The organism is Burkholderia sp. DN3021 (assembly GCF_049805555.1).
In the GTDB taxonomy this organism is placed as follows: Bacteria; Pseudomonadota; Gammaproteobacteria; order Burkholderiales; family Burkholderiaceae; genus Burkholderia; species Burkholderia pyrrocinia_C.
The window spans coordinates 13,398-35,502 of sequence record NZ_JBNCAB010000079.1 but is presented as its reverse complement, the minus strand read 5'-3'; the positions used below and the strand labels follow the sequence as shown (position 1 = coordinate 35,502).

Below are 22,105 nucleotides of genomic sequence, written 5' to 3'. Positions count from 1 at the left end.
GGCCGGTGCCGCACCGGCCGCGTCCGGCACCGCGCCGGCCGCCGCGCCGCAACAGCCGGCCGCACCGCAGGGCGGCCTCTACAGCGACGCGTCGCCGACCAACGTGCAGGACGCGTACAACGCGCTCAAGACGTACCTGATGCTGTCCGACAAGCGCCACGTCGAGCAGGCGCACCTGACCGACCAGCTCGCCCGCTTCTGGCGCGGCTGGCTCGAGACGAATCGCGGCAACATGCCGCGTGACGAGATGATCAAGAGCGCGGAGCGCATGATCTCGTTCTACCTCGCCCGCGTGAACGACAACGACTGGCCGATGATCGACGCGAACCTCGCGCTCGTCGACCAGACCCGCGAGAACCTGCGCCGCGTGGTGCGCGGGATGCCGGCCCGCCAGCGCGTCTACGAGGAAATCAAGGCGCGCGCATCGACCCGCTTCGCGCCGATGACCATCGCGCGCATCGTCGGCGACGGCAACCAGGGGCTGGTGGCCGGCAGCTACGCGATTCCGGGCACGTTCACGCGCGAAGCGTGGTTCGACTACGTGCAGCCGGCGATCCGCGACGCGGCGACCAAGGAACTGCAGGCGAAGGACTGGGTGCTGAACACGTCGACGCAGGACGACCTGACGCTCGAGGGCAGCCCCGAGCAGATCCAGAAGACGCTGGTCGGCATGTACAAGACCGAGTACGCGCAGCACTGGCAGAAGTTCATGCAGGGCATCGCGGTGCAGGGCTTCAGCAGCTTCGGCCAGGCCGTCGACGGGATGAACCGCCTCGGCGACCCGCAGGATTCGCCGATCCGCAAGATCCTCGAGACCGCGTACGACCAGACGTCGTGGGACAACCCGTCGCTCGCGAACGTGACGATCAAGAAGGCGCAGACGGGCGTCGTGAACTGGGTCAAGCAACTGTTCTCGCGCTCGCAGGCCGGCCAGGTGGCGGCCGCCAACATCGACATCAACGGCAATCCGGCCGAGGTGCCGATGGGTCCGGTCGGCCAGGAGTTCATCGGCCTCGCGCGGATCGTCGCGACGCATGACGGCACGTCGATGCTCAAGGGCTACATGGATTCGCTGTCGAAGGTCCGGACCCGCTTCAACGTGATCAAGAACCAGGGCGACCCGGGCCCCGGCGCGCGCCAGCTGATGCAGCAGACGCTCGACGGCAACGGTTCGGAACTCGCCGAGTCGCTGAAGCTCGTCGACGAGCAGATGCTGACGGGCCTCACCGATTCGCAACGCAAGTCGCTGCGTCCGCTGCTCGTGCGGCCGCTGATGCAGGCGTTCGCGGTCGTGATCCAGCCGGCCAGCGCCGAAGTCAACAAGGTGTGGAACGCGCAGGTCTACCAGCCGTTCCAGAACTCGCTCGCGACGAAGTACCCGTTCGCGGCCAACGCGAAGGTCGAGGCCGGCGCCGGCGAGATCGCGCAGGTGTTCGGTCCGGACGGCTCGATCGCGAAGTTCGTCGGCACGACGCTCGGACCGCTCGCGGTGCGCCGCGGCGACACGCTCGCCGCCCGCACGTGGGGCGACATGGGCATCGGGCTCACGCCGGACTTCACGAACGGCTTCGCGCGCTGGGTCGCACCGCTCGCGGGCGGGGCGGCAGGCGGCGCGGCCGCGGCGTCCGAGCCGCAGACGGTGTTCCAGATCCTGCCGCAGCCGAGCACGGGCACGACGGAATACACGATCGCGATCGACGGCCAGCAACTGCGCTACCGCAACACGCCGCCGCAGTGGACCAACTTCGTGTGGCCGAACCCGCAGGGCTCGCCGGGCGCGACGCTGTCCGCGACGACCTTCGACGGCCGCACGGTGCAGCTCGTCAACGAGCCGGGCCGCTACGGCCTCGAGAAGCTGATCAACTCGGCGCAGCGCAAGCGCCGTCCGGACGGCACCTTCGACCTGACGTGGGTACAGGGCAGCGTGAACGTGTCGGTGACGATGCGCATCATCAGCACGTCGCAACCGACGGGCGGCGGCGGCGACCAACCGCAGCAGCAGAGCCTGCGCGGCCTGCAACTGCCGTCGTCGGTCGCCGACGCGAGCGCGGGCGCCGCGCAGAACGCGACCCAGTCCGGCACGGGCACGCCGGGCGCAGCGCCGGCCATCGCGGCCGCCAACGCAACGAATGCACAGGGGGCGCAATGACGCAAACCGTACAGGCGCAAATCGCCTACTTCGGCAAGATTCCGTCGCGCGGCGACTTCGTGAAGAGCCCGCACAATCCGCAGTTGCTGCAGACGCTCGATCGCTGGATCGCGCAGGCGCTCGAACTGCTCGCGGAAGACCCGCGCTGGAAGCTCGTCTACGAGGATGCGAAGCCGATGCATTTCGCGTTCCTCGGCTCGCGCAGCAAGCTCGCGATCGCGGGCCACATGGTCGCGAGCCACGACGTGTCGATGCGCCGCTTCCCGTTCCTCGGTGCAACCGCGCTCGAGGTCGACCGGCCGCTCGCGTTTCTCGCGCGCAGCCCGCTCGCGTTCGCGCGGCTGTGGTCGCGCGTCGCCACGCAGATCCCGCCGCTGCTCGGCAAGGAAGAGCCGCCCGGCGCGCTGCAGGCGCTCGGCGACACGCAGGTGCCGATCGACGTCGGCGGCCCGGGCACGTCGCATGACGGCACCTTCAACGATTTCGTCGAACACCAGTCGCTGTACGGCCTGCAGCAGATGCTGCTCGAAAGCGGCCACCCCGTGCGGCTGCGCGGCGCGATGCTCGCGCTCGGCTCGCTGCTGCGGCCGGTGATGCAAAGCGGCTCGTCGCACATCGAGCGCGGCCTCACGCTGCCGCTACCGGTCGATCCGTTCTACCGCAGCCTCGTCGCCGCGTTCTGGCTCGAACTGATCGCGCCGTTCGTCGCGCAGGCCGACTTCGAGCTCGCGATCTTCATCGGCTCGATCGCCGAACGCGAACGCCTGATCATCGGCTTCAACGGCGCGTCGGCGAAGACGCTGCTGAGCGTTGTCGATCCGCAGACCTACGCCGCCCACAACATCGACATCGACGATCCCGAGTGGATCGACGCCCATGCGCAAAACGATCACCAGATCAGCAAGCTCGTCAGCTACCTCGACCAACCGCAACTCTCGCTGCGCGTCGCCATCGACGCGTTCCGCGAAGCGTTCATCGGAGGCTGACGGGATGCATCGCACGATTCACGCCCGGCGCCCGCGGCTCTCGCCCGCCCGCCCCACCCTCCTTGCTCTTTTCGCCGCCGGCCTCGTTGCCAGCGGCTCAGCCTTCGCGCAGAACACCGGCGCGACCGTCACGCCGGTCGGCAACGGCTCGGTCGCGACGACCGCGCTGCCGTCGTCGAACACGAACCCCGGCGCCGCGCCTGCGACCGCGTCCGGCACGGTGGTGCACGGCACGGCCGGCACGATCACGCCGCCGCCCGCGAACGCGGCGCCCGGCCAGGTCGTCGTCGGCGGCAAGGTGCCCGACGAGGCGACCAAGGCCGCCGTGCTGCAGAAGCTGCGCGATACCTACGGCGCGACGAACGTCGTCGACCAGATCGAGGTCGGCGACGTCGCGACGCCGCCGAACTGGAGCGCGAACGTGCAGAAGCTGCTCGGCGCGCAGCTCAAGCAGATCAGCAAGGGGCAGTTGAAGATCAACGGCACGCAGATCGAGATGAAGGGCGAGGTGCACAACGAGGCGCAGCGCCAGCAGCTCGCGAGCGACATGGCGAACACGCTGAACCCGACCTACACGATCAAGAACGGGCTGCGCGTGTCGGCGTCCGAGCAGGGCGTGCTCGACCAGACGCTCGCGAACCGGACGATCGAGTTCGAGACCGGCAGCGCGACGCTGACGCCGCAGGGCAGGCTGATCCTCGACCAGATGGCGGCCGCGCTCGCGAAGATGCAGAATCGCACGGTCGACATCATCGGCCACACGGACAATTCGGGGAACCGGACGTCGAACATCGCGCTGAGCCAGGCGCGCGCGGACGCGGTGAAGGGTTACCTGATCACGAAGAGCATCCCGCCGCAGCAGATGACGACGACCGGCGTCGGGCCGGATCAGCCGATCGCGCCGAACGATACGACGGATGGAAGGGCGAGGAATCGGAGGATCGAGTTCCGGGTGGGGCAGTAAGTTTGCGGGGGGCGGCTCGCGATGAGCCGCCCTGGTGTGGCGGGGTGTCAGCGGTACACGATTGCGCGCCGCTGAATGACGTCAACGTGTCGGCGGCGTCCCCTTGTAACTTTTCGCCCATTGCTGGCTCTGCTTGCTCGCCTGTTCAACCCGTTCGGCGGTGAGATCGTCGCTCTTGCGCTGCTTGTCTTCCTTCGCATAGTCCGTCTTTCCGAACACGTCCTTGTCCCGTGTCCTGAAGTACAGCGACGGCGCAAGCACGTGATCCTGCCAACTCGTCAGCAACGTATCGTGGACGAGCATGTCGAACATCGCCATCACCTCGGACGGTAGCGGGTTTTTCCCCCCATACCCCTGCTCCCACGCCTTGACCAGCGCAACCTCGTCCTCATTCAGCTCGACGTGGCGAGCAAACGCAGGCGCGAGGAACAGCGGCGTATAGGTCAGCTTGTTGTTGAACGACTGCGTGAAGCGGCGCTGCTGTTGGGCCTCGTATTCCGGCCGCATCTTCTCCCACTTGCCGGTCATCTCCTTCGCCTCCTTGTCGAGGCGCTGCCAGACCGTCGTGTAGTTGCTCGGCGGGACGTCACTCCATAGATCGTTGTAACGCTTGTCCGCCGCCTGCTTCGCGAGCTTCAGCTTCTGGATCTCGGGCGAGTCCATCCGCTGGCTGCCCATCATCGCCCAGTCGAGCTTCGCCTTTGCGTCGCGTCGGTCGTAGTCAGCCTTTTCGACGTCCTTGCGCCATTCGGTCGCCGGGTCCGTCACCGCATGACGGAATTCCGGATCCTGGTATCGCACGGCGATCCAGCGCAGGAATACCTCCGCATGCGGCAGAAAGTTCACGCCCTGTGTATCCGGAACGACCTTGCGGTATGCGTCGACCAGCGCCTTGATCTTGTATTGCTTGCCTTCGTAGGTGATCGGCGTCGCAATCGAGAAGCGGCTGAATACGTCAGGCCGCCGCTTGGCCAGCGTTTCCATGTCGAGGAGTGCACTCCCGGCCTTGAGCGCTTCGAACAGCATGTCCCTGAGCGGAATGCGCATCAGCTCCGCATTGAAGCCCAGCGAGCCATGCAACGAGCCGCCCGCGATATCGCTGCTCGTTCCCGGATAGAGCCGCTGCTCGGCACGCGTCTTTTCCAGGCTGTCGAGGCGCTGGTACATGCGCATCTCGTGAGCGGCGGCGAAATGCACACATCGCTGAACGCTTGCGGGCACGGCCAGCGACCGGTCCTTGTAATTCGGCTTGATGGTTCCAAGAAACGGCAGGATGCCGATAATCTCGCCAGCCTCTTCCGACATGATCGACGACACCGCATCCAGCAGACCGACGAACTTTATTTCCAGCGATACGCCATTGATCGCAAGATCCTGGTCGTCGCGGCGTTTGTACTTGGTCGCCAGATCGTTGACGAACGTGCGTGCCAGCACGCAACCACGATCAGCGCCAAACACCGATACCTCGATCTTTCGAATCTTCGACGTCTGCCCCTTGACCGCCTCGATCGCCTTTTCCAGCTGGTCCTTCGCGGCAACGAGCCGTGAATCGACACCGGTACCGAAGTACGCGCTCATCACCTGAGAATCGCGCACGATCGGTACGTTTTCGATCGCGATTCCCGTAATAACCTGACGGACTGTCGATTGCACGATCTTGAGCGGATTGTGCTTCAAGTCGTTCTTCGCGTTCCGGAACACGGCGATGCCGCCCGCCTTCGTGCGCTCCCAGATCCGCTCCGGCGACGCATCCAGCACGTTCGCGATGCGGCGTGCGGTTCGGGGAACGTTCTGGATGTCTTTCTTGAAGTCGTTGAAAGCATTCAGCATCGGCCGAAACGAGAACCCCGAGGCGGACTGCTTGACTGCCGTCGTCATGCGACCTTTCACGTCCAGTTGCTTGATCGGTTGGTTCACGCGAGCAACCGACTCCCCGACGCCCTTCGCTGCGTCGAGCACCTTCTTGCCGATCATTTTCCCCGCGGCGAGGCCGGCATTGAGCCACGCATTCGACTTGGCATCCGCGTTGAGATCGGTCCCGAGGCCCGAATAGTAGAGCCGGAACCAGAACTGATTCACGGGACGGTCGATGTCCGTGTTGATGCGGTGCGCATCGAAAAGGCGCGAAATGTTCGAGTACAGCCCGCTGTCCGGATCGTCCTCGTCCTTGCTGCGACCGAACGCGTCGAAGAACACGCCGATACGGATCGTCGCCCCGCAGGGCAGACAGTCTCCCTTCGGATAGTTGGCCGTCGCCATCCTGTCGACGGCCATTCGAACACTCTGCGGCGTAGCATCGTCCGGATCGAGTCGAATGGCGTTTCGATCGTTAGCTCCGGCCATGACTATTCTCCTCACGTGGCGGCGGCACCAGCCCCGCCGGAATCGACGGCACCGCGACCGCCTGGAATCGGTTCTGGCCGAGCTCCTTCACAACCGTCGGCGACAGCGCGGCGGCCGCCTTCGCGAATGCGCCCGGCTTCCCCTTGCTCGATTGAATGAGTTTCTGCACCTCCGGGTGCGCGTCGAACCGGGGATTCACCAGAAGCGCGTAATACGCGTATTGCTCGAGGTCGCTGCGATCGGTGAAGCGGTACTTGATCCAGGCTTCCGCAACGGTTCTCGAAATCCGGCGATGCGACTGGGCATCATTGTCGTCGTACTTCTTGTCGAGCCGCTTGCCGTACCGTTTCGTCAGGTCACGCGACACGTCGACGATCGGCAATCGGGTGCTGCCCAGCATCTCACCGGGAAATGCCAATTCGACGTGACGATCGGGATAGAAGTGAACTTCGAAAATGCGCGAGCCGATCGAATCCGGCTCCTTGGTCGGCGGCAACGAAACGTCCGTCTCCGCCTGCTGTTTCTTCACCTGCTCGCCCGGCCGCCAGTCGTCCGCATCGTAATACGTCCACTGAACCTTGAAATCGGTGCCCTTCAGCAAGTAGCAACAGGTGATGCTGCCCTCCCCTGCCCCAGGTTCGAGATCACCGCCGCCGCGTGCCTTGTTGCCGAACTGGTCGGTGATCGTGAACCGAACGAGGTTGTACGGCAGGTAGTTCAGCGCCTCGGTCGAAATGCTGGTGTAGGTCGGATCCGACTTGCTGCATGCCGCCATCGACACGAACAGCAAGCCTGCCGCGGCGACTCGCAACGCAGCGGAGAACCGTCCGCGAGCGGCGCGCGCACCGCGACGGCCTCGAGCGATCGCAGGGAATTCCGGTGCAGCGTATTGCATGACATCAGGCATAAGCACTCTCTTCACATGGCCGCGGCAGCATGCCGTCGGGACCTGCCGGCACGGCGACCAGCTTGATATTTTCGTTCGTCGAGTCGAACAGCGGCTTCTTCGGCATCCATACCGTGCGTGTGTCGACCTTGCCGTCGCAATCGGCAGTCGCAGACTTACGCCACACCGCCGCGTTCCTCCAGAAGGCTGCGATCGTAGTCGTCGCGAATTGCATTCCACGTCGCGTCATCGATCGTCAACAGCGCATCGTCGAGACTCTTCTCGCCGCAAGACACGGCCACAAGACAAGCCTGCACTGCCGGATGCTCGTCGAATCGGGGGGCGACCTGCACGCCGGTCAATACGTAATACAGCGTCTGCTGCTCGTCGACGATTCCGTAGTTCGCTGCGCGTGCCAGTTGCTCGACGACCCGCTCATACAGCTCCCCATCGGACAGGTGCTCGATCGACACCGCCATCGTCTCGCGAAACTTCAGCACGAGCTTGTCCGGATAGCCGAGTTCGATCAGCTGCGCATGCTGCTTCTCGCTCAAGCCCTGCACATCGCCTGCCTGCGCGGCCCCGACAGACGCCGGTGCATCGTTGCGCCACACGACCTCCTCGAGCCGCCGATTGCGATAGCGGATCTCGCCGAACGGCGCAACGAACTGCTGCGCCTGCGTATCGCTCCACACCAGCCGTAGCCGTCCGAATACGTGATTGTCGAAGAAGAACAGGTAATACGCGCGACCGTTCGGCAGCGCGTACTTCACATATCTGCGCAGATGCGCGTCGAGCGCATCGAACGACCACGTCGACCACAGCCACGTCACCGCGTGCAGATCGACCGCATCCAGCCACAGCTGGCGCAGCAGCCGATGTTGCTCGCCTCCCTCGTCGTCGAGTGCCTGGCGGTCGAAGGCAATCAGGTACGGTGCGATATCCGTATAGGCGTCGAGACCGGTATCCGTCCAGAGCGACGCGTAGCGCAGGCCGTGCACCGTCACGAGCTGCGTATCCAGCTCCTGATAACCGCGCGTATCGACGATCGCGTACAGTCGCATCGGCCGGCCCTCGCTGGTCTCGCCCCTCAGCGACGCCTTCAGCGCCTCCAGAAATACCGGCCATTCCGGCTCGCGCGGATTCGGCGCGGCGTCGACGGCCTCGCTCATGTCGGCTGCATCGCTCCCGTCGCCCGCGTTGCCGATGTTGCTCACGTCACCCATCAATCCGCCTCGACCATCGATTCGCGCCCGCTATGCGCATTCAGCACGCATTGCTTGCACGTGCCGCCCGGCATGGCGGGCAGCGGATACGGCATGCTCGTCGGGCCGCTGAATGCGTGCTGGGCGCCCTTGATGTCGATCTTCCCCGGCGCGTGAATCTCGATGTTGCCGCCCTTGATCCGCACGTACGCGCCGCCCGAAGTCAGCAGGATCTCCTGTTTGGCGGCCACGTCGACGTTCTCGGTCGACGACACGATCTTGACGACCTTCTGCGCGGTCATCTCGATACTGTCCGCATGCGCCTGAATCTCGACCTTGCCCTTGCCCGCGAACAGCTTGATCCCGGCATTCTGGGCAAACAGGCTGATGCGATCCCGGATACCGGCGACCAACGACTTCCCGCTGGTAATGAATGTGCTTTGACCGCTGACGATGTTGGCCTGCTGATCGCCCGACAGGTGCACCGACTGCTGCGACGCCATCCCGATCCCCGCGGGGCTCGCGAACAGCATCACCGGCTCCTTGAACGCATTCGCACTCCCCGTCCCGCCGCCGGCGGTCCTGCCGCCCGACGACGCACCCGCCACGCTGCTCTTCGTGGCGTCGGTGAATTGCTTCAGCGCATCGTGCCCGGTACCGAGGCTTTCGGCCTGATGCATTTCACTGACCTGCGACATCGACTCGAGCAGCCCGTCGGCATTGGCGAGCTGCTGCTGCGCTTCGCTCACATCGAGCGGCTGGCTGTTCGCCTGCTTAGGATGCGTCGTGACATACAGCCCTTGTGCCGCACGCACCGCACCGTAAGCATCCGTGCGCAGATCGAAACCCGAGCCTAGATACGCGCCGCGCGTGTTGCCGCTCTGTTCGATCAGATAGCCGAGATGCAGCAGCGAATTCGCGCTGCTGCTGAACAGGCGCGCACGGTTCTGCCCGGTCGCGTCGTCGAGCACCATCTCGTTGTGACCCGATCCCGCATACTCCTTCGACCGGAAACCCGACAGGATTCCATCGCTATGCCACTGCGGCTTGGCGGCGCCGTTGTAGACGCGATGCATCACGATCGGCCGGTCGCAGTCCCCGCCGATGTAGCCGATCATCACCTCCTCGCCGACCCGCGGAATGTGGACGCCGCCGTACCCCCCGCCGGTATCCGACTGCACGACGCGCATCCAGCACGACGCATTTTCGCGCCCGGCGCTCTGCCGATCCCAGACGAACATGACCTTGATCCGGTTCAGTTCGTCCGTATAAACCTCCTCGCCCTTCGGTCCGACGACGACAGCCGTTTCGAGCTGCATCGCGGGTTTCCGGTGCTCGAACGGGCTGCGATACGGCACGGCCGCGCGCTGCGCTTCGACTTCGACGAGATAGAACCCGGCCGAACCGTCGTCATGCCCGACTTCGAATGCGGCCGCGTCACCGTGGCCGGCTTTCACCCGTGCCAGCCGATCCTGCAGGCTATGCGGAAAATTCGCTTCGTGGTCCGAGATCGGCAGGTTGTTCTCGATGTACCGCGACACCTTCAATGCCGCGAATTCCCGGTCTTGCGCCGCATCGCGGTCGTGCTCGGGGTGATCCGCCAGCGTGAAGCGCCGCCCGGCATCGATCCCGCGCACGCCGCCCACGCCGAAGAAGCGCTTCGCGCGCGACTCCCATTCCTCCAGGCGGATCTTCGACAGATGTTCGCCGCGATCCTGGCCCGCGTACGTATACGCGCCGGTGTACTCGTAGATTTCCGTCTGGTTCGGCAGATCGCCCTGGTCGGCCTTCGTCGGCAACGTCGTGCCGTTCGGATTGGCCGCCGAGGACGGCGACTTGTAATCGAACGTGCGTGTGGTGTGCAGGGAACTCTGCAAGGTCCGCGACGCGGCCCATTGCGTGAAACCGGCGGTTTCGCTACCCGTTCCCGAGCGGTCGAACCTGACAGGATTCGGCGACAGTTCGTCGAGCGCGTGCAGGTCGTCGGTAATGACGAGCGTGTGCGCGCTGCCGTCCTCGCTATGTCGCCAGAAACCGAACAGCCCTTCGTCTTCCATCAGGCGATGCACGAAGTTCCAGTCGGTTTCGCTCTGGCGGCAGTACGAGCGTGACGGCAGCGGCTTCGACAGCGCGAACTGATACCGCCCCTTGGCCTGCGGATGCGCGTCGAACACATCGGCGAGGATCGCATCGACACTCTGGTCCTGCCAGTACCGCATGTCGCTGCGAAACTTGAGGAAGTGCATCCATGACGAGAAAGTCAGCTGATAGCTCGACAGGCTGCCGTCCGCGCCGAGCCTGCGCGCCGTATGGATATAGCCGTTGATCGGCAGATACGACTGGTTCGCCTGCTGGATCCACAATGTGATCGGCTGCGCGATCAGCGTCTTGAGCTCGATGTCGCTCGCGGTGGAAACGAGATCGAGCGTGACGCTGAAATCGCGCCCCAGTTCGGAATGGGTCACGGCCCGACGCGGCACGAGTGCATTGTTCGGCAACGACGGAATGTCCGCCTTCAGCAGACGATCCTGCTGAATCAGGCCACCGCGAATCGCCTGTGCGAGTTCGGTCACGTTCATGCGTCATCCATCTTGTTGTTACCGCGATCCCGCGTGGGCCCGCGCTCTCAGGAAACAGCCGTTCTCTCACGGCACCTCGGACACCCCCGAGTAACCTTGGCCCGACACGGTCATTACGACTGCTCGTCCGGCCTCACCCCCAGCAGCTCGCGAATATGCGACAGCGAGCCGTCGTCCTTCACGACGCTCTCGAGCCACTTGTGCAGCGGCATGTCGGCCCACTCCGCTGCCTTGTCGGCGAGATACGCGACCGGGCTGTGCGGCTCGGTCTGGCGGAAATAACGCGCCACCGCACGCAACTGGTCGACGGCCTGCGCGCGGTTCTGGATGCCGGCGATCATCTGCGTCACCGGAGGACGCGGAGCGGTCTGCGACTGCACATGGGTCTCCTCGGTCTGGATCGAATTGCCGAAGCTCGGCTCGATGCGCTCGGGCTGCGCCTGCTGCGCCGCCTGCGTGTGCGGCGCGCTGCCCGTATAGCCCTGCTCGCGCGCAAAGCGCTCGGCGAGCCGGTACACGGTCTCGAACGCGTCGCGCGCCTGCCGGAAGCTCGGCGCCGAATCGCCCGCACGCTCGACGAGCCGCTCCTCGAACGCATCGAGCGCGAATTCGAACGCCTTCAGGTTCGCCAGCAGCGCCGTGTAGAACGCGATCGGCGTCACGCGCCGCGACGCATCGATCTGGTCGATCGACGGCTTGCCGCGCGCGATGTCGTCCGCGTGTTCCGGGTCGCGCTTGATGGACTGCGCGACGTGCTGCGCCACCTCCCAGTCGAGCGTGCTGAACGCGTTCGACGCGCCGTCCGTCAGCGGCACCGCGCGCAACAGCTCGGCCGTGCGGCCGGCCAGCCACGCGACGTTGCCGAGCCGGTACTCGGTGTCGTCGCCTTCGGGCAGCGGGTGCACACTGTCCCAGAACTCGCGGCACAGGCCCTCGAGCAGCGCATAGCCTTCGGTGAGGCCGGTGACGCCGTCCTCGAGCGCGAGCGCCTCGGTCAGCCACACGGCGAGCCGCAAGTCCTTCGTGCGCGTGCGCAGCAGCTCGCCCGCATGGTCGACGACGAAGCCCCAGTCGGCCTCCTTGATCTCGGTCACCCATTCGCCCTGGTCGAGCGTCGGATCGTCGTAGCGCCGCGCGTCCTGGATCGCGTCGAATTCGTTCGAAAACAGCAGGTCGTCGCCGCTGGGCGACGCATCGCTGATCGGCGTCAGCAGCTCGGGGAGATTGATCGGCATGGTTCAGTGAATCCGTTGATGCATCAGATGTCGCGCGCGGGGGCTCATTCGACCGCTCATTCGACCGTATAGGCGAATTCGCCGGCCTCGTCCGCGCGCACCGCGATGCGCGCGATGGCCTCGCCGTCGGCGATCCGGCCGAGCACGTGGCCCGCGATCTCCGGCAGCAGCGTGCCGTTCAGGATATGGTCGACATTGCGGGCGCCCGAATCGACCTCGGTGCAGCGCGCGAGCACCGCATCGACGAGCGACTCGTCCCATTCGAACGCGGCCTTGTGGTTCGCGTCGATCCGGCGGCGGATCCGCTCGAGTTTCAGCTCGATGATCTCGGCCAGCACGTCGTCGGAAATCGGATAGTACGGCACGACCTTCATCCGGCCGAGGAACGCGGGCTTGAACGTCTTGTACAACTGCGGGCGCAGCGTCTCGGCGAGCGCGTCCGGATCGGGCAGCTCCTCGGCCGGCTTGTTCAGGCACGCCGCCATCACCGCGGACGAACCGACGTTCGACGTCAGGATGATCAGCGTGTTGCGGAAATCGATCTCGCGCCCTTCCGCGTCGTCCATCGTGCCCTTGTCGAACACCTGGAAGAACATCTCGAGCACGTCGGGGTGCGCCTTCTCGACCTCATCGAGCAGCACGACGGAATACGGGTTGCGGCGCACGGCCTCGGTCAGCACGCCGCCCTCGCCGTAGCCGACATAGCCGGGCGGCGAGCCCTTCAGGCCCGACACGCTGTGCGCTTCCTGGTACTCGCTCATGTTGATCGTGACCATCTTGCGCTCGCCGCCGTACAGGACGTCGGCCAGCGCGAGCGCCGTCTCGGTCTTGCCGACGCCCGACGGCCCGACGAACATGAACACGCCGCGCGGCTTGTTCGGATCCTCGAGGTTCGCGGTCGCGGTGCGCACGCGCTGCGCGATCGCGTCGAGCGCGTGGTCCTGGCCGATCACGCGCGCGGTCAGCAGCGGTTGCAGGTTCAGCACCGTGTCGATCTCGTCCTTCACCATCCGGCCGAGCGGAATGCCCGTCCACGCGGCGACGATCTCGGCGACGACGTGGCCGTCGACCTGCAGCGGCACCATCGGCTCGCCGCCCTGCAGCGCGTGCAGCGCCGCGACGCGTTCCGCGAGCTTGTCGCGCGTCGCCTGCACGTCGACCGGCTGGCCATCCTCGGACGGGCCGCGCGCCTTGTCGAGCGTTTCGCGCAATTCGGTGATCTCGGCGACGATCGCGCGCTCGGCTTCGTAGCGCGCTTCGTCCTTCGCGAGTTGCTCCAGCGCCGTGCCGCGCGCACCGCGCAGCTCGCCGAGCCGCTCGTCGTGCGGCGCGCCGCCCGCTGCCTCGCGTTCCAGCGACGCGATTTCCGCATCGATCCGCTCGATCCGCTTCTTCGTGTCGTCGATCGCCGCCGGCGTCGCGCTGTGCGCGAGCGCGACCTTCGCGCATGCGGTGTCGAGCACGCTGATCGCCTTGTCGGGAAGCTGGCGGCCGCTGATGTAGCGGTGCGACAGGCGCACGGCCTCGGTGATCGCATCGTCGAGAATCCGCACGTTGAAGTGCTTCTCCATCAGGCCCGACATGCCGCGCAGCATCGCGGCCGCGAGCGGCTCGCCCGGCTCCTCGACCTTCACGACCTGGAAGCGCCGCGCGAGCGCCGCGTCCTTCTCGAAGTACTTCTTGTATTCGCTCCACGTCGTCGCGGCGATCGTGCGCAGCTCGCCGCGCGCAAGCGCCGGCTTCAGCAGGTTCGCCGCGTCGTTCTGGCCGGCCTGGCCGCCCGCGCCGATGATCGTGTGCGCCTCGTCGATGAACAGGATGATCGGATGCGCGCTCTTCTTCACTTCGTCGATCACGCTCTTCAGCCGGTTCTCGAACTCGCCCTTCACGCTCGCGCCGGCCTGCAGCAGCCCCATGTCGAGCACGTGCAGCGCGACGCCGGAGAGCGGCGGCGGCACGTCGTCGGCCGCGATCCGCAGCGCGAGGCCCTCGACGACCGCCGTTTTGCCGACACCGGCCTCGCCGGTCATGATCGGGTTGTTCTGGCGGCGGCGCATCAGGATGTCGATCGCCTGGCGGATCTCGGCTTCGCGGCCGATCACCGGATCGATCTTGCCGTCGCGCGCGCGCTGCGTGAGGTTGGTCGTGTACGTGTCGAGCGCGGGCGTCTTCGACGGGCCGGCCGCGGGCGCGGCACCGTCGGCGGCCGGCGCCACGCCGCCGTCGTCGGTATCGGCCTGGCGCGGCTCGGCTTCGCTCGACCCTGCCATGATCTCGTCGAACTTGTGCTTCAGGTCCGTCACATTCACTTCCGCGAACTGCGACGACATCCGCTGCGCGAACTGCGCGAGATCCGGCGCGGTCAGCAGCGCGAGCAGCAGGTGCCCCGAACGGATGCGGCCGAGCTGCGAATCGAGCGATGCGATCAGCCACGCCTGTTCGAACAGTGCGATCAGATGCACCGAAAACACCGGCGTACGCGTGTTGCCGGTCTTCAGGCGCGTCAGCTCGCGCTCGAGGTCCGCGCGCAGCGCATGCGGATCGACGCGGCTCGCGCGCAGCGCGAGCGGCAGGTCGCCGGCCGGCTCCTCGAGCAACGCGAGGAACAGGTGCTCCAGATCGACCTCGTAGTGGCCGCGCGCCAGGCACGCGCTCGCCGCACGCTCGGCCGCGTGCCGGCACAGCGGGTTCAGTTTCGTGATCAGGGTCTTCAGAGGCGTGCTCATGGCGTCGATCTCAGGTTCGATTGCGTGTTTGTTGTCGTTCGGAATCAGTGAATCAATGAATCACGTGCAGTTCGTAGCGGGCGTCCGAGCGGTCGTCGATCGCGTCGCGCGTACAGAGGAACGCGTCCCAGCCGAGCCGCGAGCCCGCGCCGAGCACGCTCGCGCCGACCTCGGTGCGCTTCAGCACCAGCTTCACCTCGTATTCGAGCGTGACGCCGGCGAGCAGCGTCAGCATCCGTTCGAGCGCGACGGCGTGCGCGCCGCCGGGCAGGAACGCCTCGTAGTCGCGCTTGGACAGCGGGCCGACGACGATCCGCGCGCGCATGTCGCGCTGCCACACGCGTTCGCCGACGAGCGCCGTCGCGCCGAGCACCGCGTTGACTTCGCCGAGCACGCTCAACTGGTCGGACGGCACGTCGTACCACTTGCCGACGAACTGGTCGATCTTCACCGGCACGCGGAAATAGTCGGACAGCGTGCGCTGCAGGTACGCGGCCGACATCGGCCGGTGCCGCGCGGCCAGCGCATAGCCGGCGACGGCTTCGTCGAGCACGCCGCCCGCGCCGGCCGCGAGGCTGTCGCGCACCTCGTCGCTCGGCACGCCCGCGATCGCGAGCAGCAGCGGCAGGTAGCGCTCGTCGCGGTCGAGCTCGTAATGGAACGGCAGCCGGTATTTCTTCCACGCCGCATAGAACAGCGCGGTCGCACGGTTCGAGAACACGTCGAAGAACGCGCGCGCCGCGTGGTCGCGCTTCAGGTGCTCCCGCGCGACGATCTGCTCGGTGTAGTGCAGCGGCAGCGCACCCTGCCCGCCGAGCAGCCCGAAGAACGCGGGCGTCAGCTCGACGTGGCCGAGCTCGCCGGCCGCGAGCGCGGCGCCGCGCTGCTCGCCCGAGTCGAGCAGCGTGCCGTCGTCGTCAAACGAGCGCGCGCCCTCGATCTCGCTCGGCGGAAAACCGAGCGACAGCGTGTTGCGGAATTCGATGCGCTGCGCGACGACGTCGCCCTGCCGCCACGCGCCGGGGGCATCCGACGCCTGCCGCGCGAACAGCCCTTCGAGCACGCGCACCGCCTGGAAGAACTCGAAGCGGTGCGGCTCGTCGAGCAGCGCGTCGACTACGCCAGGATCGATTCGCCGGTCCGGGGCTTGCATCGGATGATCTCCTCGCCGGTGCGTTTCGACACGACGACTAGTTGAACGAAACTGTTGAGGTGGACGTAAAGCCCGAAGAAGCTGTCGAGCACGCGCACGAACGACGCGAGGCTCGCGCCGACGAAGTGCTCCTCGTCGATCGTCAGGCGGATCTCGATGCCGCGCACGAAGGTCGCGAACGGCTTGCCGGGCAGCCACTGCACCGCGCCGCGCTGCTCGATGCCGGCCAGGCCGTCGATCTGGCGCATCGACACGGCCGTGCGTCGCAGATCGTACAGCGTCAGCATTTCCTTCAGCGGCGCGAGGCCGTGCGCGACCAGCGACACGTGATTGAGCGCGAGGTGCGACACGAGCCGCCAGTGCGCGGCGCGGCCGCGCTCGAAGCGCACGCTCTGCGTCGGACGGCGCAGCATCGAGATGCCGCTGGTCTGCGCGCCGCCTTCCTGGAACAGGTCGCCGCCTTCGAGGCCGAACGCGAGCATCGCCGGCAGGTCGCGGTTCGTGCAGGTGAGGTCGAGGCTCAGCGTGTCGGTCTGCGGCGACGTCGGCTCGAAGTCGATGTCGACGATCGAGATCTCGGTTTCGTAGCCGGGGCTCTTCTGCGCGACCCAGTCGTTGCGGCGCGCGAACCAGTAGTGACCGATTCGCGCCGATTCGCCGTGATGCAGCGAATAGAACGGCCGGAACTCGATCACCGATTCTTCATGCGCCTGCTGCCTGACGAGCTTCACCGAGTCGATCGAGTACACCTCGTACGCGAACGCGCGGCGCGCCTCGGCGATCACCGGGTAGGACACCGCGCGGTGCGTGATGCGGATCGGCTCGCCGTGCTGGCGGAACAGGTTGACGATCGGCGTGCAGAACAGCCGGAAGTGGCTTGCCGTCAGCAGCTCGAGCAGCCGTGCGACGTGCGAATCGCTGCGCACGTCCTGCAGCACCAGATGCAGCGTCGCGCGCTGGCAGCGGCCCGACGCACGCGCGATCGCCGCGAGGTCGAAATCGACGAAATCGAACTTGTCGGGGAACGCGAAGTATTCGGTGAGCAGGCGATACGCGGGATGCGATTTCGCCGGGTAATCGATCAGCGCGCCGTCCTCGTCGAAGCCGGCCTGCTCGATCGGCAGCTTGCGCAGCGCGGTCCAGCGGCCGTTGCGTTCGGGCTCGACATACGCGCCGAGCACGTTGACGAACAGGCAGTCGGTCAGCGCGGCGACGAACGACTGCTCGCCGTGCAGATGCGCGCGCAGCGTCGGCACCTTCAGCGCGCCGAGATCGAGCTGCGCGGCGAGCGACTCGAACGTGATCGAGATCACGCCCGTCGCGTTGGACGGCAGCACCGTCGCGCTCGGCGCGAGCGCGACCGGCATGTAGCGCGCTTCCGAGATGCGGACCGGCGCGAGCGTCACGTCGTAGGCGGTGCGGAACCGGCACTGCACGCCGCGGATCGGGCGGCTCTTCAGCTCGGTGCCGCGGTCGATCACGACCGGTTCGGTCTGCTGGCCGGGCGAAGCCGGCGTGAACTGCGCGATCGAGCACGACGGGAACGGCCGCAGGTAGTGCGGATACAGCACTTCCAGCAGCGCTTCGGTGAATTCGGGGTAGTCGTCGTCGAGCTTCTTGTTGATGCGCGCGCCGAGCAGCGCGAACGACTCGATCATCCGCTCGACGTGCGGATCCTCGCAATGCTCGCCGGACAACGCGAGCCGCGCCGCGATCTTCGGATAGCGTTCGGCGAAATCTCGCGAATAGCGCCGCAAAAACGATAATTCGCGCTCGTAATACGGCAGCAATTCTTCCATCGACGACCCCGAACCTCAATATTTCCTGCCGGACCTGATCGACCACCGGGCGGTCCGGCCCGCTCGGCGGCTTGATTTACTGCATTCTCGCGGCGCGTGCGCGCGTGACCGAATACTGCAGCGTCGACGGCTGCAGCATCGCGTCGAAATTCACCGGCTCCTCGGCCGGGTGCACGACGAGCAGCGCCTGGATCGCGAAGTAGAGCGCGTTGGTCGCCTGCTCGTTCAGCTCGAACGTCACCTGTACCTGCTGCAGGCGCGGCTCATGGCGCGCGATGGCCTGCTGGATCGACTTGCAGATGAACGCGCGGTCGTAGTGACTCGCGAGGCTCAGCCCCGCGAAATCGTTCAGCCCGTAGGTCAGCACCGATTTCTGGCATTCCGGCAGCTCGGCCAGCTCGTTCTCGGTGTGCGCGATACGGGTGTTGAGGATCGCCTCGACGTCGCGGGCGACCGTGGTCTTGAGCTCGTCCAGCGACAATTGCCGCATCGCTGCCGAGGCCGGCAGGTGCGGTTCGTCGTCGAACAGCTTGTCGAGAAAACTGGGTTCGAATCGTTTCATCGGCCGGTATGAGCTACGAAAACGGCAACGGGACGCCGTGCGCCCCGTTGCCGCAACCGACCTTAGACCGCGTAGGTCTTGTCGTTCTTCGTCAGACTCCAGGCGCCCTGCGTGTTGCCGCCCTGGTTGCCGCCGATCTTCTGCTGGGTTTGCTTCCACTGCACGGCCGCGTACTTCAGCGAGAACGTCTCGAGCGGCAGACCTTCTTCGCGAACGCTCGGGGCGATGCTCGAGATGATCACGTACTTGAGCTTGACTTCCAGATACTGCACGCGCTTGCCTTCACCGTCTGCGCGCGAGAAATGGACCGTCACCTCGTCGAACGTGGTGCCGCCCGAGGCGTGCTGATACAGCAGCGGGCTCGACGAATCGATTTCCTTCGTGAAAATCATGTCGCCGTGCTCGCAACGCGTCATCGTGTGACCGCCAGCGGTCGATGCGGTTGCCGAACGCGGCTGAACGATCGAGTGATCCCACGATTTCAGTTCGATCCAGCCCTGATGGTCTTTGTCCGCGGATTCGCCCTTCACCGCCGGACTACCAAACTGCAAGTGCATATGTAACATGGCCCTTCGACTCCCCAAAGAGGTGGTTTTAACGTCCTACCCAGGCGGCCCGCCCGGGCGATTTACTCGCTTATGAATTTGCCGGTTTGGGCAGATCAGCGACAAGTCGCAGAGAAATCGAGAGTTCGTCGAGCTGAAAGTGCGGGCGCAGGAATGCGACCGAACGATACGAGCCCGGCTTGCCCGGAATCTCCGACACTTGTATGGATGCCTCGCGCAGCGGAAATTGCGCTTTCTGTTCCTGCGAGGCATTGTCGTCGAGCAGGACGTACTGCGAAATCCACCGGTTGAGGAAAGTCTCCACGTTCTGCGCCGATGCGAAGCTGCCGATCTTGTCCCTCATCATCGCCTTCAGGTAGTGCGCGACGCGCGATACCGAGAAGATGTACTGAAGCTGGGCGGACAGGACGGCGTTCGCATTCGCGCTGTCGGTGCTGTATTTCTTCGGCTTCTGCACCGACTGCGCAGCGAAGAACGCGGCGTAATCTGAGTTCTTGCAATGGACGAGCGGGATGAAGCCGAGGTCGCTCAGCTCCTTCTCGCGGCGATCGGTGATCGCGATCTCGGTCGGGCACTTCAGCGCGACTTCGCCGTCGTCGGTCTTGAACGTGTGGGTCGGCAGGTCCTCGACGAGGCCGCCGCCTTCGACGCCGCGGATCGCCGCGCACCAGCCGAAGTCGTCGAACGCGGCCGTCAGGCGCGCAGCGAACGCCCACGCGGCGTTGCACCACAGGTACTTGTCGTGATCGGTGCCGTCGACGTCCTCGACGAAGTTGAAGTTCTCCGCGGTCTGGCCGTCCTTCGGATTGAACGGCAGGCGGCCGAGGAAGCGCGGCAGCGTCAGGCCGACATAGCGCGAATCCTCGGCATCGCGGAACGACTTCCACTTCGCGTATTCGACGGTATCGAACACCTTGCCGAGATCGCGCGGCTTGCCGAGGTCGGAGAACGACTCGAGGCCGAGCAGCTCCGGCGACGCCGACGCGATGAACGGCGCGTGCGCGGCCGCCGCGACGTGCGACATCTGCTCGATGAAGTACATGTCTTCCGGCTGGCGCGAGATCTCGTAATCGCCGATCAGCGCACCGAACGGCGAGCCGCCGAACGTGCCGAATTCTTCTTCGTAGACCTTCTTGAACAGCGCGCTCTGGTCGAACTCGCTCGCGCCCTTGAAGTCGCGCACGAGGTCGCGCTTCGGTGCGTGCAGCGCCTTGATCTTGATCGTCTGGCCCGTATTGCTTTCCTTGACCAGGTAATCCATCCCGCGCCACGTGCTTTCGAGGCGCTGGAATTCCGGCGCGTGCATCACCGCGGAAAGCTGCGTGGAAATCAGGCGGTCGAGTTCCGCGACGCGCGCGTCGATCGTGGCCGACAGGTTGTCCGACACGATCACCGTGCCGTCGAGCACCTGGTGCACGAGTTCGCCGATCAGGTCCTTCGCACGCGCATGCTCGGAATCGGATTTCGCGACCTTGCTCTTCTCGACGATGTCGTCGAGCAACGAGGTCCCGGCGGCGTATTCCGCGCCGCTGGTTTGGGCCGCAGCCGTTTGCTGGTTCATCTCAACACTCCGTCGTCATTCGCCGTCTTTGTCGCCGCCGGTGCCCTTCGCGAGCTCCTGCAGCTGCTGCGTGTTCTTCAGCACCTCGGACAGCAGATCCTCGAGCTTGTCGTTGCCGGCGAGCTTGTTGCGCAGGTCGGCGAGCTTCGAGCGCGCCTCGAGCAGGCGGCGCAGCGGCTCGACCTGTTCGACGACTTCGTCCGGGCTGAAATCCGACAGCGAGCGGAACTTCAGGTCGACCGCGAACTTGCCGCCTTCCGGGCTCAGGCGGTTTTCCACCTGGAACGCGGCACGCGGCTCGATCGCCTTCATCACGTCGTCGAAGTTGTCGCGGTCGATATTGACAAACTTGCGGTCGCGCAGCTTCGGCTGCTCGATTTCGGACTGGCCCGCCAGATCGCCGACGACCCCGACGACGAACGGCAGCTCCTTCACCTCGATCGCGTCGCCCTTCTCGACCTCATAGGTCAGCTGGACGCGCGGCGGCCGTATTTTCTGCAAGCTTTTCTGAATGCTTTCTTTCTTGGCCATCGACGGCTCCCAGGTTAGTTGTGGTTTTCGCGTCAGTTGCTTTCGCGTCAGTTGCGCAGCGCGCTGAACGGGTCGGCGCCGCCTTTCTGCGGCGCGCTGCCGCTCGACGTCGGCGGGGGCGGAGGCGGCGTCGTGGCGCCGCTGTCCGCTGGTGCCGCCGCGCCGGCTGCCACCTTCGGGCGGTGAATCGGGCGGCGGATCTTCTTCGTTTGCGATTTCTGCTCCGGCGGGAACAGCGCCGATTCGCCCAGCGTGTCGCGCAGTTGCTTCGCGAGCGTCTGCGCGTCCGACTTCGCGTCGCCCGCGAGCGACGCATCCTGGCGCAATTCGCCGAGCGACTGCGTCGCGATCCGCAGGCCGGCAACGGCCAGCACGCTCTTCGCCTGCCGGTCGGTCGCATCGCGCTGCAGCGCTTCCTGGGCGGCGACGATCGCCTGCCCGTAGTGGTTCTGTGCGAACTGGATCTGCGCGATGCGCGACCACGGCTCCTCGCGCGTCGGATCCGACTTCGCGAGCTGCTGATACAGGCCGAGAGCCTTGTCCTGATCACCCGACTTCGCAACGGCGTCCGCATCGGCCAGCGACTTGTTGAAAACCTCGGCGCTCGGCGGCGTGGTCGACTGGCTCGCACAGCCGGCGATCACGCCGCAAGCCAGCACTACCCCAGACAGTTTTGCGAAGAGACGGTCTTTCATCGTTATATCCACCGGCGCGTGAGTTTTAAAATCGTTGAGAATCTGGTTCTTTTGCTTTGCAAGAAGCGCGCGGGTATAGTACCGATCAATTTTTCATAATTCAATCGTCGTGTGAAGAGTAATTCCTTTTAAATCCGGGCGCTACCCCCTCGAATGACCTCTCGC

General features: G+C 65.6%; 16 protein-coding genes. 3 read left to right on the top strand and 13 right to left on the bottom strand.

Annotated elements, in window-relative coordinates:
- From ACPUER_RS28810 to ACPUER_RS28800, 3 genes are all read left to right on the top strand, one after another.
- The coding region (locus ACPUER_RS28810) for an ImcF-related family protein (protein ID WP_425132747.1) at window positions 1-2,149 on the top strand (2,149 nt) is incomplete at its 5' end.
- Window positions 2,146-3,135 carry a type VI secretion system-associated protein TagF gene (tagF, locus tag ACPUER_RS28805; RefSeq protein WP_034183687.1) on the top strand — a complete coding sequence of 330 codons (990 nt, stop codon included), beginning with the start codon at window positions 2,146-2,148 and terminating at the stop codon, window positions 3,133-3,135. The genes ACPUER_RS28810 and tagF, both read left to right, overlap by 4 nt.
- Before the next feature lie 4 nt (window positions 3,136-3,139).
- Window positions 3,140-4,099: an OmpA family protein gene (locus tag ACPUER_RS28800; RefSeq protein WP_425132746.1), complete on the top strand. Its 960-nt coding sequence runs from the start codon at window positions 3,140-3,142 to the stop codon at window positions 4,097-4,099.
- Between the two features lie 81 nt (window positions 4,100-4,180).
- Here ACPUER_RS28800 and ACPUER_RS28795 read toward each other — a convergent pair whose 3' ends face one another.
- The 13 genes from ACPUER_RS28795 to ACPUER_RS28735 all read right to left on the bottom strand — a co-directional run bounded on the left by ACPUER_RS28795 (window position 4,181) and on the right by ACPUER_RS28735 (window position 21,940).
- Entirely contained in the window at window positions 4,181-6,442 is a 2,262-nt protein-coding gene (locus ACPUER_RS28795; RefSeq protein ID WP_425132745.1) for a hypothetical protein, read from the bottom strand.
- On the bottom strand, window positions 6,429-7,349 hold the full coding sequence (locus ACPUER_RS28790) for a DUF3304 domain-containing protein (protein WP_425132744.1): 921 nt from the start codon (window positions 7,347-7,349) through the stop codon (window positions 6,429-6,431). The genes ACPUER_RS28795 and ACPUER_RS28790 overlap by 14 nt, the downstream gene beginning before the upstream one ends.
- 155 nt (window positions 7,350-7,504) lie before the next feature.
- Complete coding sequence (locus tag ACPUER_RS28785) at window positions 7,505-8,554, bottom strand: DUF4123 domain-containing protein (RefSeq protein WP_425132743.1); 1,050 nt, start codon at window positions 8,552-8,554, stop codon at window positions 7,505-7,507.
- Window positions 8,554-11,112, bottom strand: a complete 2,559-nt coding sequence (locus ACPUER_RS28780; RefSeq protein WP_425132742.1) for a type VI secretion system Vgr family protein — start codon at window positions 11,110-11,112, stop codon at window positions 8,554-8,556. The genes ACPUER_RS28785 and ACPUER_RS28780 overlap by 1 nt, the downstream gene beginning before the upstream one ends.
- Before the next feature lie 113 nt (window positions 11,113-11,225).
- Window positions 11,226-12,347: a type VI secretion system protein TssA gene (gene tssA, locus ACPUER_RS28775; RefSeq protein ID WP_425132741.1), complete on the bottom strand. Its 1,122-nt coding sequence runs from the start codon at window positions 12,345-12,347 to the stop codon at window positions 11,226-11,228.
- A gap of 56 nt (window positions 12,348-12,403) precedes the next feature.
- Entirely contained in the window at window positions 12,404-15,073 is a 2,670-nt protein-coding gene (tssH, locus tag ACPUER_RS28770; RefSeq protein WP_425132740.1) for a type VI secretion system ATPase TssH, read from the bottom strand.
- Between the two features lie 52 nt (window positions 15,074-15,125).
- Window positions 15,126-16,226, bottom strand: coding sequence for a type VI secretion system baseplate subunit TssG (gene tssG / locus ACPUER_RS28765; protein WP_175963194.1), 1,101 nt, complete (start codon window positions 16,224-16,226; stop codon window positions 15,126-15,128).
- On the bottom strand, window positions 16,190-18,025 hold the full coding sequence (tssF, locus tag ACPUER_RS28760; RefSeq protein WP_425132739.1) for a type VI secretion system baseplate subunit TssF: 1,836 nt from the start codon (window positions 18,023-18,025) through the stop codon (window positions 16,190-16,192). Before tssF ends, tssG begins: the two co-directional genes overlap by 37 nt.
- A gap of 76 nt (window positions 18,026-18,101) precedes the next feature.
- Window positions 18,102-18,587, bottom strand: a complete 486-nt coding sequence (gene tssE, locus ACPUER_RS28755) for a type VI secretion system baseplate subunit TssE (RefSeq protein WP_072442955.1) — start codon at window positions 18,585-18,587, stop codon at window positions 18,102-18,104.
- 62 nt (window positions 18,588-18,649) lie between these two features.
- Window positions 18,650-19,153 (bottom strand): Hcp family type VI secretion system effector, encoded by a 504-nt coding sequence (locus ACPUER_RS28750; protein WP_006477093.1) that lies wholly within the window; start codon window positions 19,151-19,153, stop codon window positions 18,650-18,652.
- A gap of 70 nt (window positions 19,154-19,223) precedes the next feature.
- Complete coding sequence (gene tssC, locus ACPUER_RS28745; protein WP_072442954.1) at window positions 19,224-20,714, bottom strand: type VI secretion system contractile sheath large subunit; 1,491 nt, start codon at window positions 20,712-20,714, stop codon at window positions 19,224-19,226.
- 15 nt (window positions 20,715-20,729) lie between these two features.
- Complete coding sequence (gene tssB, locus ACPUER_RS28740; RefSeq protein WP_006484395.1) at window positions 20,730-21,245, bottom strand: type VI secretion system contractile sheath small subunit; 516 nt, start codon at window positions 21,243-21,245, stop codon at window positions 20,730-20,732.
- Window positions 21,246-21,292: 47 nt separating this feature from the next.
- A complete protein-coding gene (locus ACPUER_RS28735; protein ID WP_072442952.1) occupies window positions 21,293-21,940 on the bottom strand; it encodes a tetratricopeptide repeat protein in 648 nt (215 codons plus the stop codon).
- Between the last annotated feature and the right edge of the window lie 165 nt (window positions 21,941-22,105).

What these genes read in the sequence shown, in the direction of transcription:
- tagF (WP_034183687.1), top strand. Translation starts at nt 2,146, where the DNA reads ATGACGCAAACCGTACAGGCGCAAATCGCCTACTTCGGCAAGATTCCG.
- ACPUER_RS28800 (WP_425132746.1), top strand. Translation starts at nt 3,140, where the DNA reads ATGCATCGCACGATTCACGCCCGGCGCCCGCGGCTCTCGCCCGCCCGC.
- ACPUER_RS28795 (WP_425132745.1), bottom strand. Translation starts at nt 6,442, where the DNA reads ATGGCCGGAGCTAACGATCGAAACGCCATTCGACTCGATCCGGACGAT.
- ACPUER_RS28790 (WP_425132744.1), bottom strand. Translation starts at nt 7,349, where the DNA reads ATGCCTGATGTCATGCAATACGCTGCACCGGAATTCCCTGCGATCGCT.
- ACPUER_RS28785 (WP_425132743.1), bottom strand. Translation starts at nt 8,554, where the DNA reads ATGGGTGACGTGAGCAACATCGGCAACGCGGGCGACGGGAGCGATGCA.
- ACPUER_RS28780 (WP_425132742.1), bottom strand. Translation starts at nt 11,112, where the DNA reads ATGAACGTGACCGAACTCGCACAGGCGATTCGCGGTGGCCTGATTCAG.
- tssA (WP_425132741.1), bottom strand. Translation starts at nt 12,347, where the DNA reads ATGCCGATCAATCTCCCCGAGCTGCTGACGCCGATCAGCGATGCGTCG.
- tssH (WP_425132740.1), bottom strand. Translation starts at nt 15,073, where the DNA reads ATGAGCACGCCTCTGAAGACCCTGATCACGAAACTGAACCCGCTGTGC.
- tssG (WP_175963194.1), bottom strand. Translation starts at nt 16,226, where the DNA reads ATGCAAGCCCCGGACCGGCGAATCGATCCTGGCGTAGTCGACGCGCTG.
- tssF (WP_425132739.1), bottom strand. Translation starts at nt 18,025, where the DNA reads ATGGAAGAATTGCTGCCGTATTACGAGCGCGAATTATCGTTTTTGCGG.
- tssE (WP_072442955.1), bottom strand. Translation starts at nt 18,587, where the DNA reads ATGAAACGATTCGAACCCAGTTTTCTCGACAAGCTGTTCGACGACGAA.
- ACPUER_RS28750 (WP_006477093.1), bottom strand. Translation starts at nt 19,153, where the DNA reads ATGTTACATATGCACTTGCAGTTTGGTAGTCCGGCGGTGAAGGGCGAA.
- tssC (WP_072442954.1), bottom strand. Translation starts at nt 20,714, where the DNA reads ATGAACCAGCAAACGGCTGCGGCCCAAACCAGCGGCGCGGAATACGCC.
- tssB (WP_006484395.1), bottom strand. Translation starts at nt 21,245, where the DNA reads ATGGCCAAGAAAGAAAGCATTCAGAAAAGCTTGCAGAAAATACGGCCG.
- ACPUER_RS28735 (WP_072442952.1), bottom strand. Translation starts at nt 21,940, where the DNA reads ATGAAAGACCGTCTCTTCGCAAAACTGTCTGGGGTAGTGCTGGCTTGC.